At 61.0% G+C, this 17,092-nt stretch carries 12 protein-coding genes; all 12 read left to right on the top strand.

What is annotated here, in order from left to right:
- Positions 1-2 precede the first annotated feature (2 nt).
- The 12 genes from DXK50_RS05820 (at position 3) to DXK50_RS05765 (ending at position 16,952) form a co-directional block, all read left to right on the top strand.
- On the top strand, positions 3-1,367 hold the full coding sequence (locus DXK50_RS05820; protein WP_212629660.1) for a GHMP family kinase ATP-binding protein: 1,365 nt from the start codon (positions 3-5) through the stop codon (positions 1,365-1,367).
- On the top strand, positions 1,364-3,259 hold the full coding sequence (locus DXK50_RS05815; protein ID WP_212629659.1) for an N-acetylneuraminate synthase family protein: 1,896 nt from the start codon (positions 1,364-1,366) through the stop codon (positions 3,257-3,259). Before DXK50_RS05820 ends, DXK50_RS05815 begins: the two co-directional genes overlap by 4 nt.
- A 10-nt stretch (positions 3,260-3,269) precedes the next feature.
- Positions 3,270-4,469 carry an FkbM family methyltransferase gene (locus DXK50_RS05810; protein ID WP_212629658.1) on the top strand — a complete coding sequence of 400 codons (1,200 nt, stop codon included), beginning with the start codon at positions 3,270-3,272 and terminating at the stop codon, positions 4,467-4,469.
- Positions 4,470-6,260, top strand: coding sequence for a thiamine pyrophosphate-binding protein (locus tag DXK50_RS05805; RefSeq protein WP_212629657.1), 1,791 nt, complete (start codon positions 4,470-4,472; stop codon positions 6,258-6,260). It begins immediately after the preceding gene.
- A gap of 2 nt (positions 6,261-6,262) precedes the next feature.
- Complete coding sequence (locus tag DXK50_RS05800) at positions 6,263-7,144, top strand: sugar phosphate isomerase/epimerase family protein (protein WP_212629656.1); 882 nt, start codon at positions 6,263-6,265, stop codon at positions 7,142-7,144.
- Entirely contained in the window at positions 7,141-8,196 is a 1,056-nt protein-coding gene (locus DXK50_RS05795) for a Gfo/Idh/MocA family protein (protein WP_212629655.1), read from the top strand. Before DXK50_RS05800 ends, DXK50_RS05795 begins: the two co-directional genes overlap by 4 nt.
- Positions 8,189-9,019: an SDR family oxidoreductase gene (locus DXK50_RS05790; protein ID WP_249186700.1), complete on the top strand. Its 831-nt coding sequence runs from the start codon at positions 8,189-8,191 to the stop codon at positions 9,017-9,019. The genes DXK50_RS05795 and DXK50_RS05790 overlap by 8 nt, the downstream gene beginning before the upstream one ends.
- Positions 9,013-9,882 (top strand): class I SAM-dependent methyltransferase, encoded by an 870-nt coding sequence (locus DXK50_RS05785; RefSeq protein WP_212629654.1) that lies wholly within the window; start codon positions 9,013-9,015, stop codon positions 9,880-9,882. Before DXK50_RS05790 ends, DXK50_RS05785 begins: the two co-directional genes overlap by 7 nt.
- A 10-nt stretch (positions 9,883-9,892) precedes the next feature.
- A complete protein-coding gene (locus tag DXK50_RS05780; protein ID WP_212629653.1) occupies positions 9,893-10,936 on the top strand; it encodes an NAD-dependent epimerase/dehydratase family protein in 1,044 nt (347 codons plus the stop codon).
- A gap of 13 nt (positions 10,937-10,949) precedes the next feature.
- Positions 10,950-11,912 (top strand): FkbM family methyltransferase, encoded by a 963-nt coding sequence (locus tag DXK50_RS05775; protein ID WP_212629652.1) that lies wholly within the window; start codon positions 10,950-10,952, stop codon positions 11,910-11,912.
- A gap of 11 nt (positions 11,913-11,923) precedes the next feature.
- Positions 11,924-13,228, top strand: coding sequence for a polysaccharide pyruvyl transferase family protein (locus DXK50_RS05770; protein WP_212629651.1), 1,305 nt, complete (start codon positions 11,924-11,926; stop codon positions 13,226-13,228).
- 187 nt (positions 13,229-13,415) lie between these two features.
- Positions 13,416-16,952: a glycosyltransferase gene (locus DXK50_RS05765; RefSeq protein ID WP_349292091.1), complete on the top strand. Its 3,537-nt coding sequence runs from the start codon at positions 13,416-13,418 to the stop codon at positions 16,950-16,952.
- Positions 16,953-17,092 lie beyond the last annotated feature (140 nt).

Below are 17,092 nucleotides of genomic sequence, written 5' to 3'. Positions count from 1 at the left end.
TCATGAGCCTGCTCGTGCAAAACCTCAGCATCCGCGAACAGCAGAGCATCCTCGACGCCGTCGAGTGCATCGAGGCTGGCGCCCTGCAGATCGCCTTCGTGGTGGACGAGCAGATGCGTCTGCTGGGCGTGGTGACCAACGGTGACGTGCGTCGCCATCTGCTGCAAGGCGGCAGAACGGACGAGCCGGTTACCGCCTGCATGAACGAGGAGTTTCGCTCGGTGCAGGCCGGCGTGCCGCGTGAGGATCTGCTCAAGGCATTCGACCTGGGCTACATCGCCCTGCCAGGTCTGGACGAGCAAGGCTGTTTGGTTGAGGTGTATACCCGGCAGATGGCCGCCAGCGCCGAGGTGCCCGTGCTGGCTCGTGCTCGTGCGCCCGTGCGCATGAGCTTCTGCGGCGGCGGTGCCGATCTCACCTATTTCTTCATCGACCACTCGGCGGCGGTGCTCAGTTGCACCGTGGGGCTGTATGCCCATGCCACGTTGATCCCGCGTGACGATGGGCGCATCAGCATCTTCGCCGAAGACCTGAAACGCGAAGAGCATTACAGCTCCCTGGCCGAGTTGCTGGCCGCGCCGGAGAAGAGTCTGCTGGCCACCATCGTCGCGGTGATCAAGCCCAAGTACGGCTTCGACCTCTACCTGCGTTCGGATTTTCCCGTAGGCTCCGGCCTGGGCGGTTCATCGGCGGCCACCACGGCGACCATCGCCGTGTTCAACGAGCTGCGTCAAGATCGTTGGAACACCTACGAAATCGCCGAGCTGGCGTTCCAGGCCGAGCGCCTGTGTTTCGGTATCGCCGGTGGCTGGCAGGATCAGTACGCCTCGGCCTTCGGCGGTTTCAACCTGATCGAGTTCGAGAACCAGCGCAATCTCGTTCACCCGATTCGTCTGGAAGACGCCATCCGTAATGAGCTGGAGTCCTGCCTGGTGCTGTGCGACACCGGCATCTCTCATGACTCCGGGCGCCTGCACGAACTGCAGCGCGAGGAGATCGAGGCCGAGCTGTCGCAGACCGAGCTGCTCAGCGCCAGCGTCACCCTGTGTCGGCGCATGCACCACTTTCTTATCCGGGGTGAACTCAAGGCGTTCGGCACCTGCCTGGACGAAGCCTGGCAATTGAAGAAGCGCTTTTCCTCGGCCATCAGTGATGGCCGACTCGACGACATCTATGCAGCCGCCCTGGCTGCCGGAGCCTGTGGCGGCAAGCTGCTGGGCGCTGGCGGCGGCGGCTTTTTCCTGTTTTACGTCCAGCCCCAGCACCGCCAGCATGTGATCAACGCCGTCGGCGCGCTGGGCTGTCAGACCCAGAACTTCCGCTTCGAATCGAGCGGCGTGACCTCATGGCGAACGAAAATCCAATGACCCCATTTCATATCGACGGCTTCCCGCTTTGCGGCGAGCGCGTCTACGTCATCGCCGAAGTCGGCAACAATCACAACGGCTCGCTGGCGCTGGCGCGGCAACTGGTCGATGCGGCTATCGAGGCCGGTGCCGATTGCGTCAAGTTTCAACTGCGCAACCGTGAGGCCCTTTACCGACGCAAGGCGGATGGCTCGCGCGCCGAGGATCTGGGCGTCGAGTACATTCAGGATCTGCTAGACAAGGTGGAACTCAGCCTCAACGAGCACCGCGAGGTGCGCGCCTATTGCGAGCAGAAGGGCATCACCTACCTGTGCACGCCCTGGGACGAGCCCAGTGTCGATGCGCTGGCCAGCTTCGACGTGGCGGCGCTGAAGATCGCTTCGGCGGATCTGTGCAACCCCTACCTGATCGCCAAGGCCGCCAGCCTGGGCAAGCCGCTGATCCTGTCCACTGGCATGTCCTTCGAGCACGAGATCGTGCGCGCCATCGAGCAGCTCAAGGCGCTCGGTGTGCCCTTTGCCCTGCTGCATTGCAACAGCGCCTATCCGGCGCCCGAGGCCGATATCCAGCTCGGCTATCTGCGGCGCTTGCAGGAGCTACATGGCCTGATCGGCTACTCCGGGCATGAGCGTGGTATCGCCATCACCCTCGGCGCAGTGGCGCTGGGCGCCAAACTGGTGGAGCGTCACATCACCTTAGATCGCGGCATGGAAGGGCCGGATCACCTGGCCAGCCTGGAGCCGGGCGAGTTCCGCCAACTGGTCGACGGCATCCGCCAACTGGAGCTTGCCCTGCCCTGGCAAGGGCCGGGTCGCCATGCCAGTCAGGGTGAGCTGCTCAACCGCGAAAACCTCGGCAAGAGCGTGATTGCTGCCTGTGACATCGCCCGTGGCACCATCATGGAGGCGTCGATGCTGCGTATCGCCAGCCCCGGCCAAGGTTTGCCGCCGTATCGCTTGCCGGAGTTGCTGGGCAAACCGGCCGGACGTGATATCGCTCTGGGCGATTTTCTCTTCGACAGCGACCTGAGCGAGCAGGCCCAGCAGCAGCGCCTGGCGTTCGACCTGCCGATTCGCTGGGGCGTGCCGGTGCGCTATCACGACTTCCTCGATTACCGTCGGCGGATCAATCCGGATCTGTTCGAGTTCCACCTGTCCTATCGTGACCTCAGCCTCAAACCACAGCCGTTTCTCGCCGAGGTCGACTGTTCGCGCCTGGTGGTGCACGCGCCGGAGCTGTTCGAGAACAGCGAACTGCTGGATCTGGCCTCGGACGATCCGGCCTATCGCCAGCGCTCGATCGACAACCTGCAGCGCGTGGTGGATGCCACGCTACAGATGGGCGAGTTCTTCCCCAATGCCGATGCACGTTTGATTGTCGCCAATATCGGTGGCTTCTCCGCCGACGAGCCACGCCCGCTGGCCATGCGCCCTGAACTCTACGAGCGCTTCCACGAAGCCTGCCGCCAGGTGGACTTCGCCGGCACCGAACTGATCCCGCAGAACATGGCTCCGTTCCCCTGGCACTTCGGGGGTCAGCGCCACCAGAATATCTTCATGATGCCCGAGGAGCTGGCCGCCCAGGCGCGCGAGTATGATCTGCGCCTGTGCCTGGATTTGTCGCACCTGCAAATGACCTGCTTCCACTTCGGCCTCGATTTCCAGCAGGCGCTGGCGCTGCTGCTTCCGCATTCGGCGCACCTGCACGTGGCCGATGCCAAGGGTACCAACGGTGAAGGCGTGCTGATGGGCACCGGCGACATCGACTGGCCGGCCACCTGGGCGCAGATTCGCCAGCACCCGCAGGTCAGCTTTATCCCCGAGGTCTGGCAGGGGCACAAGGATCACGGCGCAGGGTTCTGGTCGGCCTTGCGTTACCTGCAATCACTCTGAGCGCGCAGATATGCCTACCGATCTTCTTTCAAAACGCTTGGAGCGACTGCTGAACGAGCCGCTGGAGTCTGTGCGTGAACGCCAGTCACAGACGCTGGAGCGTCTGATCGGCTCGCTGGAAAGCCCCTTCGTGCTGTTCGGTGCCAGCCATCTTGGGCGCCGGGCGTTGGCGCTGCTCAACGAGTTAGGTCATTTGCCGTGCGCTTTCATCGACAATAACCCAGCTCTTGCGGGGCAAAGCATTGACACAGTCCCGGTCTACAGCCCAGCACAGTTCGTGGCGCAATGGCCCGGTGAATTGCCTGCCGTGATTTGCACGATCTGGAGTGGCCATATTCACGACTGCATGGCTGACCGCTTGCGGCCACTGTATGAATTGGGCTTCCAGCGCATTGCGCTGTTCGGTCACCTGGCCTGGCGCTATCCCGCTCAGTTGTTGCCGCATTACTGCATGGATTTACCTGAGCATGTTCTCGGTGAAATCGAGCCGATCCGGCAGGCATTCGCTCTGCTGGCCGACCAGTCGTCACGCCAGTTGTTTGTCGATCACATCGAGTGGCGCCTGCATCTGAATCACGATCTGCTACCGGTATCTTCGCCGTTACAGATTTACTTCGACGCAGCGTTCAGTACGGACTGCTCCGATGAGGTGGTCTTTGATCTGGGGGCGTTCAATGGCGACACGGCGGAAGGCTACCTAGCAAGCGGCCGCAGTTTTAGCGAGTACCACTGTTTCGAACCCGTCGCGCGCAACTTCGCTGCGCTAACGGCCAACCTGGCGCGTCTGGCAAAGCCGGGTATGCATGCTCATCGCATGGCTGTGGGCGATAGCCAGGGTGAAGTGATGATCGAAGCGAGTAATGGCCCCTCGTCACGCGTTGGTATGGGGGACGAGCCTGTACCGATGACCACTCTGGATCATCTGCTTGCGCAGGGCATGCGCCCCACGTTCATCAAGATCGACATCGAGGGTTTCGAGCCGCAGTGTCTGGCTGGCGGTCGTCAGTTGATCCGCGAGCATCAGCCACTGATCGCTGTGAGTGTTTATCACCAGCAGAATCATCTATGGCAAATCGCCTTGCAGTTGCATGAGTACAACGACGCCTACCGTTTCAGTCTCTGCCCTCACGTCAGTGATGGCTGGGATTTGGTGCTCTATGCCGTTCCCGCCGATCGTGTTCCTCAGCATTCCCCTAGTGAGCCATCCTAAATGCGCGTCGCCGATTACATCTTCGAATTCATCGCCAATCAGGGGGTCGGGCATGTGTTCTTCCTGCCCGGTGGTGGGGCCATGCACCTCAACAACGCCTTGTTCCGTCAGCCGCGACTGACTGCCGTGAGCATGCTCCACGAGCAGGGTGCCGCGATTGCCGCCGAAGGCTATGCGCGCACCTCTGGCAAGTTCGGCGCCTGCCTAGTGACTTCCGGCCCCGGAGCGACCAATGCCATCACCGGCTTAGCGGGTGCCTGGTTCGAATCGACCCCGGCGTTGTTCGTCTCCGGCCAGGTCAAGCGTGCCGACCTCAAGGGCGACAGCGGCCTGCGTCAGCTCGGTACTCAGGAGCTGGATATCGTCAGCGTGGTCACGCCTCTGACCAAGTACGCAGTGTGTCTGCTCGATCCGCTGCGGGTGCGCTATGAGTTAGAGAAGGCCCTGCATCTGATGCTCAGCGGACGCAAAGGCCCGGTGTGGCTGGATGTACCGCTCGATGTGCAGGCCACCGAGATCGCGCCGGAGCAGCTTGTTGGCTACACGCCCGAGGTGGATACGCAGCCTTTGGCTCCCGACGACTCTGCCATACAACGACTGGTGCAGCGTTTGCGCCAGGCCCAGCGCCCCGTGCTGCTGGTGGGCAATGGCGTGCATGCCGCTGGTGGCGAAGCCGCCATGTGCGAGCTGATCGAGACGCTGGGATTACCGACGCTGACCACCTGGATCGGCGCGGATCTGCTTGAGTACGAGCACCCGCTCTATGTCGGTCGCTGCGGCACCGTGGCGCAGCGTGGCGCCAATTTCAGTGTGCAGAACGCTGATCTGGTCTTGGCCATCGGTTGTCGCATGGACTTTTCTATCACCGGCTTCAACCGCGGCCACTTCGCGCGTCAGGCCGAAATCGTGGTGGTGGACATCGATCCGGCGGAAATCGCCAAACTGGGCGACATGCCCGACGAGCGCTTCGTCTGCGATGCGCGCGCGTTCATGCAGCAACTGCTTGCCGCCAATGGTTCGCAGGCGCTGGATTGCCAGAGTTGGCGCGAGCGCTGCCAGGACTGGAAGGCTGCTTACCCGGTGGTACTGCCCGAGTACCGCCAGCCTAGCGACTACGTGAACACCTACGTCTTCAGCGAAACCCTGTCCGAGGCCATGGCCGAGGGCGACCAGATCATCCCCGGCAGTTCCGGTGCGGCGCTGGACACCTTCTGGCTATCTGTGCGCCTCAAGCGCGGTCAGCGTGCGGTGGCGACCGGCGGTCTTGGCTCGATGGGCTATGGCCTACCTGCCTCAATCGGCGGCTGCCTGGGCAGCGGCAGCCGACGCACCATCTCGGTAGATGGCGATGGCGGCTTCGTGATGAATATTCAAGAACTGGAAGTGGTGCGCCGTTTGCGCCTGCCGATCAAGTACTTCGTGCTCAACAATAATGGTTATGCCTCGATCCGCGCCTCGCAAGGCGGCTACTTCAAGCAGACCATTGGTTGCGACCCTGATTCCGGGCTGACCCTGCCGGACATTTCGGCCCTGGCCGCCGCCTTTGGCTTGTCGGTTCGCCGTATCGACGGCCGCGCCGACCTGCGCCAGGCCATTGATGAGGCACTGGCGCTGGAGGGGCCAGTACTCTGTGAGGTGATGGTTGAGCCCGACCAGGCTATCGGCCCGCGCATCACTTCGAAGATCGGTCAGAACGGTGTCATGGTTTCGAGCCCGCTGGAAGACTTGTTCCCTTTCCTGGAGCGCGACGAGTTGCGCGCCAACATGCTGATTCCGCTGGTGGATGAGTGATGATGAACGACTACCTGAGCCAATACGCCGACGCCGGCCTCTACACCATGCAGGGCCGTCTGGGCGCACCGGAAGAAGGGCGCTTCCAGTCCTTCCCGCGCCAGGGCTGGCGTCTGGAGATCGCTCGTGCGGCCGATATCGGCCTGCGCGGCATCGAGTGGATCTATGACCTGTTCGGCGAGGGCGCCAATCCGCTGGAAACAGCGCAAGGGCGTGAGGAGCTGCGCGGTCTGCTGGCTGAGCACTGCATCTCCGTGGTGTCGATCTGTGCTGACTACTTTATGGATCGTCCGCTGCTGCGCTGCAGCCAGACCGAGAATGCCGAGCTGATCGAGCGCCTGCAGTGGCTGCTGAGCATCTGCCCGGAAATGGGCGTGGGACGCGTAGTGTTGCCTTTCGTCGACGCCTCGCGCATCCGTGATGAGGCGGAGCGCGACCAAGTAGTGGCGAATCTGCGCCAGGTGCTGCCGCAGGCTGAACGCCATGGCGTCGAGCTGCACCTGGAAACCGATCTAGCGCCGCAGGCTTTCCGTGAATTGCTCGACCTGCTTGATCACCCGCTGGTCAAGGTCAATTACGATGCTGGCAACAGCGCGTCGCTGGGCTATCGCCCGGCGGAGGAGTTCGCCGCCTATGGCACGCGTGTCGGCAGTGTGCATATCAAGGACCGCCGCCTGGGCGCCACGACCGTGCCGTTGGGGCAGGGCGATACCGATTTTCCCAGCTTGCGCGAGCAACTGATCCAGTACGGCTACCGTGGCGATTTCGTTCTGCAAGTCGCCCGTGGCGAGGCCGGTGACGAACCACGCTGGCTTGCCGGTATGGCGGCGCTCGCTGCCGCCTGGCTGCGTGGTACGGCCCTCAACGAGAGAAAAACATCGTGAAGATTCTGTTCTGTGGCTTGGGCGGTATCGGCCAGCGTCACTTGCGCAACCTGCGCCAATTGCTCGGAGATGAGTTGCAGGTGCACGCCTATCGGGTGCGCGGCCAACGTATCAAGCTGCGTGACAACTTGACTGTCGATGAAGGCGCCGACTTGGAGCGCGACTATGGCATCGTCGTGCATCACGACCTGGCCGCGGCGCTGGCGGAAAAGCCGGCTGCCGCCTTCATCTGCAACCCAAACTCGCTGCATGTACCGGTGGCACTGGACTGCGTACGTGCTGGTGTACCGGTGTTCATGGAAAAACCGCTGGCCAGCGATCTTGCCGGTATCGATCAGTTGCTGGCCGAAGTGGAGCAGCGTCGCCTGCCGTTCCACGTTGGCTACAACTTCCGTTTCCATCCTGGATTGCAGCGCCTCAAGGCTCTGCTTGACGACGGTTTCTTCGGGCGCCTGCTGAGTGTGCGTTCGGAAATCGGCGAGTATCTGCCTAACTGGCATCGCTACGAGGACTACCGGCAGATGTACGCCGCGCGCGCCGATCAGGGCGGCGGGGTGATTCTGTCGCAGATTCACGAGATGGATCTGATCTACTGGTTCTTCGGTCTGCCGCGCAGCATCGTCACCCATGGCGGCCAGCTCAGCCATCTGGAAATTGACGTCGAAGACACCGCTTCGTCACTGATGCGCTGCGATGGCGCCATGGGCAGCTTCCCCATCCTGCTGCATCAGGATTATCTGCAACGCCCGCCGGTGCGCTGCTTCAAGATCGTCGGCGACGCCGGTTATGCCGAGATCGACCTGCTGGCCAACCGTTTGCGCGTTTACGGCGCTGAAGGCGAGTTGAGCGAGGAGAAAGACTTCCCCGGTTTCGTGCGCAACGACATGTTCCTGGCTCAGGCGCGGCATTTCCTCGATTGTGTGAACGGCTCGGCTACGCCGCAGGTGAGCCTGCACGACGGCCTGCAGAGCCTGCGTCTGGCACTGGCGGCCCTGCGTTCACTGAAGGAGGGCAGGGAAGTGGCGCTGAGCGAGGTTAACGTGCATGGCTAGCGTAGACAGTCTGTTCCGTCTGGACGGTCGCGTGGCCGTTATCACCGGTGGCGCGGGCCTGCTGGGTTATCAGCATGCCGCAACCATCGCTGGCCTTGGCGGCATCCCGGTGCTGCTGGATATCAACGGCGAAGCCCTGACCGCCAACGCCGCCAAGTTGGCCGAAGAAACAGCGTGCCAGGCGCCGACCTACGTGGTTGATATTACCGACCTGCAGGCACTCGAGGCCGTTGGGCAGCAGCTCTTGGCCGATCATGGCCGGGTGGACATCCTGATCAACAATGCCGCACGCAATCCCAAGGTGGAGAGCGCCGGCGACAAGGACTTTTCCCGCCTGGAGCACTTCCCCTGGGAGCAATGGCAGCTCGACCTGAACGTCGGCCTAGGCGGTGCGTTCAACTGCGCCAAGGTGTTCGGCGCGCAGATGGCGCGGCAGGGTGGTGGGGTGATCGTCAATATTGCCTCCGACCTCGGTGTCATCGCGCCGGATCAGCGCCTGTACCGGGTCGAAGGGCGCGAGTCCGGGCAGCAGCCGGTCAAACCGGTGACTTACTCGGTGGTCAAGCATGGCCTGATCGGCCTGACCAAGTACCTGGCCACCTACTGGTGTGAGCAGGGCGTGCGTTGCAATGCGCTCTCGCCTGGCGGCGTTTATGCCGGGCAGAACGATGTGTTCGTCAGCAAGCTGACGCAACTGATTCCGCTCGGCCGTATGGCCGATGCTGACGAGTACCGGGGCGCCATTGCCTTTCTGTGCTCCGATGCTTCCGCCTACATGAACGGCGCCAACCTCGTGATGGACGGAGGGCGCAGCACATGGTGAGCCGAGAGCTGATCGCCCGGCAGTGCATCTGCTGTGGTAACGGCGACCTAAGCCGGTCGCCAGCGGTGCTGATGCCGTTCGTTGCCCTGCGGGTGTTCGGCCACGAGCCGGTGGAGATCACCGACGAGTGGGGGCTGCGCGATTTGCGTCAGGGCATGGCCTATACGCTGTGCAGTTCGCTGCAGTGCCAGGATTGCGGTGCTCTGTTTCTCGACTATCGCTTCACTGACCAGCAGATGGCGGCGCTTTACCACAATTACCGTGACGAGCTTTACAACGCTCAGCGCATCCGTTTCGAGCCGAACTACGTCAACGTGATACCTCACTATCACGAGCGTGCCGCCTACCTCGACGAGGTCGAGGCCTGGCTCGCTCCGTATCTGCCCGATGCTCCCGCGGTGTTGGACTGGGGGGGCGACAGCGGTATCAACAGCCCTTTTCGCGAGTGCAATCGCCTGCTGCACATCCACGATATCTCCGGCGTAGAGCTGGTGCCTGGCGCCGAGCGTATTGAGCCGCAACTCATGGGGCGCCATCGCTATGACCTCGTTTCCTGTAGCCAGGTGCTCGAGCATGTGGCCTTCCCCTACGATCAGGTACAGCGGATGCTGCCGGCTCTGCATCCGACGTCCCTGTTGTATCTCGAGGTGCCGCATGAAGCACTGATTCGTGAGCATCCCGGTAGCTTGCAACTGGCACCGCTGAAGCGGCACTGGCACGAGCACGTCAATTTCTTCACCGAAACTGCAATGCGTCGCTTGCTGGCGCGGCTCGGTCTGCAGGTGGTGGATGTATTGCGCTTGCCGGTGGACGTCGGCTGGACGAGAGGCGAGGTCATGGGCGTGCTGGCGAGGCTTGCGTGAGATGGGCGGTATGACTCGTCATCCGGTGATCGCCGAAGACATCGAGCTGGTTTTCTCTCGCCCCGAAGACTGGCGCCGTTTCGCCGGTCGTCATGTCCTCATCGCCGGCGCTACCAGCTTCCTGGCGAGTTATCTGGTGGAGTTCTTCGCCTCGCTGAGCGAGCGCTGGCCGGAGTCTCCGGTGGTCATTCACGCTCTGGCGCGCAATTCGCAGAAGCTACGCCAGCGCTTCGCGCATCTGGCCGAGCGAGACTGGTTCCGACCGATCATTCAGGATGTCTGCGCGCCGATGCCCGCTTTGCCGCAGGTCGACTTCATCGTCCACGCCGCAGGCGCCGGCAGCCCCCGGCAATACCTTGCAGACCCGGTCGGCACGCTGCGCTCCAATGTGCTGGGGGCGTTCAATCTGCTGGAGTTGGCCAAGGCGCATGGCGCGCGCCTGCTGTTCATGAGCAGCGGTGCGGTCTATGGCCATGGTCACAGCGAGGAGGCCATCGGCGAGAGCGATTTTGGCGCCCTTGACCCGTTGGATGTCTCGGCCTGCTACGGTGAAGGCAAGCGGGTGGTGGAAACCCTGTGTGCCGATTATCACCGCCAGTACGGCGTGCATGCCGTGATTGCGCGTATTTCTCATACCTATGGCCCAGGGATCGCGCTGGATGACGGCCGCTCCTTCGCCGATTTTGTCGCTGACGCCCTGGCCGGGCGCGATATCGTGCTCAATAGTGATGGTTCCGGCAGTCGTCCGTTCTGCTATGTGGCCGATACTGCTGCGGCGTTCCTGATCCTGCTGCTGCGAGGGGAGGGTGGCAGTGCCTACAACGTCGGCCTGGATCAGGAAACCACCATCCTCGATCTGGCCAGGCTGATCGCGCGGCTTTCTCCAATACCTGGCCTCAAGGTCAAGCACCTGCCACCCAGTATGGAGCGGCAGGCACTGTTTCGCGCTGGTGGCCACTTCGATCTGGCGCGTATGGAGCGCCTGGGATGGCGCCCGGTGATATTGCCCGAAGAAGGTTTCGAGCGAACCCTGCGTTATTTCATTGAATCCTGAACGGTAAACCGACATGGAAAAGACACTTCATAATCGCTTGATCCTGGCTCGGGACCGCTACAGGGCTGGTGAGATCGACAAGTACCAGTACGCGGAGCATCTCAATGGCCTGCATGCCGGGCTGTTCGATTACGTTGCTTTTTTGGCCGACATCGATGTGGCAGAAATTCGCATCACTGCCCAGGGCGTCGAAATTCGTTCGGCCCTTCATCAAATCAGCATGCTGATGGACCCGGTCGATCTACACTCCACGCCCTACACGCTGCTGGATTTCGGCAGCTACGAGACGGAGGAGACCCGTTTTCTCAAGGCGGTTTTTGGTGATGGCGACGTGTTCCTCGATATCGGTGCGAACCTCGGCTGGTACTCGCTTGTACTGGGGCGCAATTGCCCTGGCTCACGGATATTCGCCTTCGAACCGATTCCAAGCACTGTCGCAGCACTCGAAAAGAACATTCGTCTCAATGCCCTGCAGAACGTAGAGCCGATCTGCATGGGCATGTTCAACAAGGAAGACGAGTTGAGTTTCCTCTATGCGCCGGATGTTTCTGGCGCCACTTCGCTCAAGGTCACCGGGCAGACCCGTGGCCGTACCTCGATTCAGAGCGTGACCTGTCGCACCACGACCCTGGATAGCTTCTGCGCCGAGCGCGATATCGTTCCCACATTGCTGAAGATCGATGTCGAGGGCGCGGAACTGATGGTGGTGCAGGGCGGGGGTGAGACTTTGCAGCATACCCCGATCATCCTCATGGAACTGTTGCGCAAGTGGTCGCGGGAATTCGGCTATCACCCCAATGACGTGTTTGCCTTGTTGGCGCAATACGGCTATGGCGCCTGGGTCTTTAGCGCCGACGGATCCTTGCAAAGCTGCGATCAGGTGACCGAAGAAACCATCCAGACCAATTACGTATTCCTGCACCCGCAGAAACACGCTGAAGTGATTGCCCGCTGGGCGACCGCTCCCACCCGTTAGAGGTTCATCCGATGCTCGCGCCTGCGGCCATAAAATATGGCCTCATAACCAACGTCATGACCTTCGGCCATCTCACATCAGGAAGTCGGAGCAACCTGGGCGACGATATTCAGACCCACGCGGTCGAACACTTGTACGCCTGCATGGGCATCGCACCTGAGCAAATCGTGCGGCTCAATCGTTATGAGTTTCAGCAATACGACGGGCGTCATGGCTACATCCTGATGCCGATGTGTGGTTACTTCACCCTGGGCAACGCGCAGAGCCCCTTGCCGCTGTCACCCTACATCATCCCCGTCTACTTCAGTTTCGGTCTGTCCAGCGATGTCGACGATCCCGTGCAGCTGGAGCATTTCCGCCGGCACGAACCCATCGGTACACGTGACGAGCGGGTCATGCAGATGTTCCGCTCGCGTGGGGTGGCGGCTTTTCTGTCGGGGTGCCTGACCATCACCTTTCCCCTTCGCGAGCGCGCTCCGACCAATGGCAAGGTGTTTCTCGTCGACGTACCGGACGAGGTGCTCAAGCACATGCCTCAAGCGCTTCTCGATAAGTCCGAGCGTTTGACGCACGTATACCCTTATGAGCGCATTCCCTCCGATCAGGAGGAGGCTGATCGGCTGGATGCCCTGGCGCGCGAGTTGTGTAGACGCTATGCCGACGAAGGTGCACTGATCGTGACCAGCCGTCTGCATTGCGCAGCACCCTGCATCGCAATGGGCATCCCGACCATCGTCGTGGCACACAATATCAGTGATCGCTTCGCCTGGTTGGATCGCTTCGTGAAGATCCATACTCGGGACACCTTCGCCGAGATCGATTGGAACCCCGAGGTGCCGGATATCGAAGAGGTCAAACAGAAGATCCGCAGCGCGGCAGCCAGGCAAATAGAACTCGCTCGTGAGCGCTGGGCGCCTTGGGCTGAAATCAGTGCGTTCTACGAGTCGCGCGAGCGTAGCCGCTACAATCATCTGATGGAGCAGGCGTTGCATCGTTTGCTACCTGATGATTCGACCCCCCTGCGTTTTGCATTCTGGGGGGCAAATACTCATGGTGTTCGTTTGAGTCGTGCACTACGAGCGCTACGTCCCGGCAGTGAGCTGGTGGTCGTTGTGGATGAATACTTGCAGGCTGACCGTTTTTGTGGGGTGTCCGTGGTGCGTTCGGAGGCGCTGGAGGCATTACGGCGAGACGGAGTCTATGTATTCATTGCCACATTCGCCGGACGTGAATACGCAGAGCGGCATTTGCGCGAAAAGGGGGTCGATTATGGTTGCCTGTTCGATGACTTATTGACGTTCCATGCATTGTCTTGAATGTGTTGAGTCCGGCAGTTGCGCGAGGCTCATCAGCTTGCCAGTGTGAGTCAATGGATATCTGATCGAATGTCGTGTTTTTATTGGGCGTCTGCTTGAGGATAAGCTTCATCCCCAATCGCGGTGTGGCTACATTTGATCATGCCTTACAGCTCCAGCGGTCTCTTTAGGGGCAATGCCTTTTCGCGTGAGTCCGCTTGAATCAAACAGATATGTAAAAGGGAAACTGGCAATGCAACGTGAGCTGTTTATCAAGCGCCCGCTGCCGTATTACATACAAGCTCCGAACTATCGTAGGAGCTCCTCGGGTATTCGCGTCATGCACATGTTATGTGACGCGTTAAACCGCTCGGGACAGGAGGCCTATATCGTCGCCGACGTCCTGAATCCTCAATTGATGACCCCCAAGCTGACGCCAGATGTAGTGGAGTTGCATCGCAGTCAGGGGCTGCAGCCGATTGCCATCTATCCAGAGATCATTGATGGCAATCCGCTCAACGCCAGTACTGTTGTACGTTACATACTCAACCAGCCAGGGTTCGTCGAGGGGCGGGGTAAGTATGAGAACGACGACATTCTGTTTTCTTACACCGAACCTCTGCTGCTACCGGGCATGGCAGAAGACCGAGTTCTGTATTTGCCGGCTCCGGATCTGAAGGTTTTCTGCCCGCCTACTGATCCCGCAAAACGCGTTCCAGGCAAAGTTTGCTATTACCAGGGGCGGCGTGGTCAGGCCAAAGTCGCCCCGGCATTGTTGCCGGCAGATGCCGTGGAAATTACCGCGCAGTGGCCCGCCACCTGGGAGGAATTGGCCGATCTGTTTCAGCAGTGCGAGTTTTTTTACTGCACCGAAGCGTCGGCACTAGGCGGAGAGGCTGCACTTTGTGGCTGCCTGGCCGTCATCTTGCCCAACGAATGGGCGCCACTGAAGCTCGAACCCACAGCTTATGGCGTGGCTTGGAGCCTTGAGCCTGAAGAGATTGAGCGGGCTAAATCTACCAATCATCTGCTGCGTGACCGGCTACTCAAGGCTCAGATCGATTTCTGGCCAGCCCTGGATCACTTCATTGCGGTTACCCAGGCTGCAGCGCAAGAGCGCGCTGCCACTGCTAGAAAGAGTACTTTGCAGGCATGGCTGGCCGATCGCTTGCCGACGGCTGCCGAGAACCGCCTGATCGGAGAGTATCTGCAGGCGCATCAGGGTGGGCCTTCTATCGGTGTTGTTGTGCTCGATGCCGAGGGGCAATCCGAGGCCTTGATGGCCACGCTCAAGAGTTTGCTTGGCGAGCGTTGCCTGTACGCGACGTTGCGTATTTTGGTGATCACGCCATCCAAGGTGCCGGCCACATCGGCAGCGGACAAGCTGCACTTCCTGCCGATGACCGACGAGCCTTTGGCGACGCAGATCAATCGTGCGGTCGAGGGGAGTGACTGTCAGTGGTTCATGCTGGCGCGCGCTGGTGACGAGTTCACCCAGAGTGGGTTGATGGTCGCGGCGTTAGAGTTGGCGGGCAATCCCGATTGTCGCGCTGTCTATGGTGATCAGTTGCAGCGTCTGCCCGATGGCAATCTGGGCGCCGCTTTCCTGCCTGGTTTCAACCTTGATCTGTTGCTCAGCTTTCCGTTGGTCATGGCGCGTTACTGGCTGTATCGCCGCGATCTCTTCATCAACTGCGGTGGTTTCGATGCCGAGTATCCCGAGGCCTTCGAGTTCGAGCTGCTGACCCGGCTCATCGAGCAGGATGGGCTGGTGGGGCTGGGGCATATCGACGAGCCGTTGCTGATTACCGCTGCGCCGACGCTGCGCGATAACCCCGACGAGCTCCGCGTGATCGAACGTCATCTGCGCAATCGTGGCTATCAAGCCCAGCTTCTGCCCGGTTTGCCTGCACGTTACCGCGTGCACTACGGCCATGCTGCCACACCGCTGGTGTCGATCATCCTGTCCACTGATGTTCCGCTGCCTAAGCTGCAGCGTTGTATCGACAGCTTGTTGGAGAAAACTGCCTACGCCCATTACGAGCTGCTGCTAGTTGATACCGGTGCGCGTGCCGACGTCAGTGCCTGGCTGCGTGAGGTGGCCGCGCTGGGCGATGATAAGGTGCGTGTGCTGGCGGTCAGTGGCACGTTGGCGCAGAACCACGCAGCCGAGCAGGCGCGTGGTGAATACTTGCTGCTGCTTTCCGGGGCGGCAGCAATCGTCAATGCGGATTGGTTGGACGAATTGCTCAACCATGCTCAGCGCCCGGAAGTAGGCGTGGTTGGCGGCAAGCTGCTCACACCTGGCGGACGCATCGCCCAGGCGGGCTTGGTGCTGGGGCTCAACGGCCCCGCTACGCCTGCCTTTGTGGGCGAGCCGATGGACGCGGCGGGTTATCTGCAGCGCTTACAGGTCGACCAGAACTACAGTGCCGTGGGGGACGCCTGCCTGATGGTGCGTGCCGAACTGTTCCGTCAGCTCGGCGGACTGGATGGCGGTCTGGCTGCATTCCGTGACGTGGATCTGTGCCTGAAGGCGCGTGAGGCAGGCTACCTGACGGTTTGGGCGGCACATGCAGCGGTTTTGCATGAGGCGCCGTCCCAGCGGGTAGAGGCTGCGGTGGAAGATCAGCTCTATGAGCGTTATCTGCCGCAATTGGCGAATGATCCGGCCTACAACCGCAACCTAGCCCTCAGTGGAGGGGGATTTGATCTAGAAAGTGACGTATCGCTGACTTGGCGCCCGCTCAGTTGGCGGCCCTTGCCGGTGATACTGGCACACCCTGCCGACCCGTGGGGCTGTGGACACTATCGGGTGATCCAGCCATTCTCGGCCATGAAATCCGAAGGACTGGCTGATGGCATGTTGTCCATGGGCTTACTGCAGGTCACCGATCTCGAACGCTTCGCGCCGGACGTGGTGGTGCTGCAGCGCCAGATCGGCGATGAGCGTCTGGAGGCGATGCGGCGCATCCGCAAGTTCTCGCGCGCCTTCACCGTCTATGAACTCGATGACTATCTGCCCAACCTGCCGATCAAGAGCGTGCACCGTGAGCACATGCCCAGGGATATTCTCAAGTCCCTGCGCCGTGGCCTGAGTTTCGTCGATCGCTTCGTGGTCTCTACTGCGCCGCTAGCCGAAGCCTTCGCCGGGTTGCATGACGATATTCGCGTAGTGGAGAACCGCTTGCCGCTCGGGTGGTGGCAGGGCCTGGATGCCAAGCGCAGGCGTGGGCGCAAGCCACGGGTCGGTTGGGCCGGTGGGGTCAGTCATACCGGGGATCTGGAGTTGATCGCGGATGTGGTCAAGGAACTGGCAGGGGAGGTGGAGTGGGTCTTCTTCGGCATGTGCCCAGCCGCCATCCGTCCCTACATCCATGAGATGCATGCCGGGGTCGAGATCGATTCGTATCCAGCTGCATTGGCGCGTCTGGATCTGGATCTGGCGCTGGCGCCGGTCGAGCAGAACCTGTTCAACGAGTGCAAGAGTAACCTGCGCCTGCTTGAGTACGGCGCCTGTGGTTTTCCCGTGGTATGCAGTGATCTGGAGTGCTACAAGGGGGATCTGCCCGTAACCCGGGTCAAGAACCGTTTCCGCGACTGGGTCGAAGCCATCCGTATGCACATCAACGACCTCGATGCTGCAGCCGAAGCGGGAGATCGCTTGCGCGCGGCGGTCTATCGCGACTGGATGCTCGAAGGTGCAGGCCTGCAGCGCTGGCGCGATGCCTGGATGCCGGACTGAGCGTGCGTGATTGCCGTCGAGCTCAACGCGAATGGCTCGACGGTTTTCAGGCAGAGCGTTCTCTGGTCAGCGAGAGCGCTGTTAAATGACTGAGCGGGAAAGAATAAAAAAAGCTTAAAAAAGTCCCTAAAGCTCATTGG

Origin of the sequence: Pseudomonas sp. KB-10 (genome assembly GCF_018221585.1) — a bacterium.
Lineage (GTDB): Bacteria > Pseudomonadota > Gammaproteobacteria > Pseudomonadales > Pseudomonadaceae > Aquipseudomonas > Aquipseudomonas yangonensis.
This window is presented reverse-complemented; position numbering and strand designations above follow the sequence as displayed.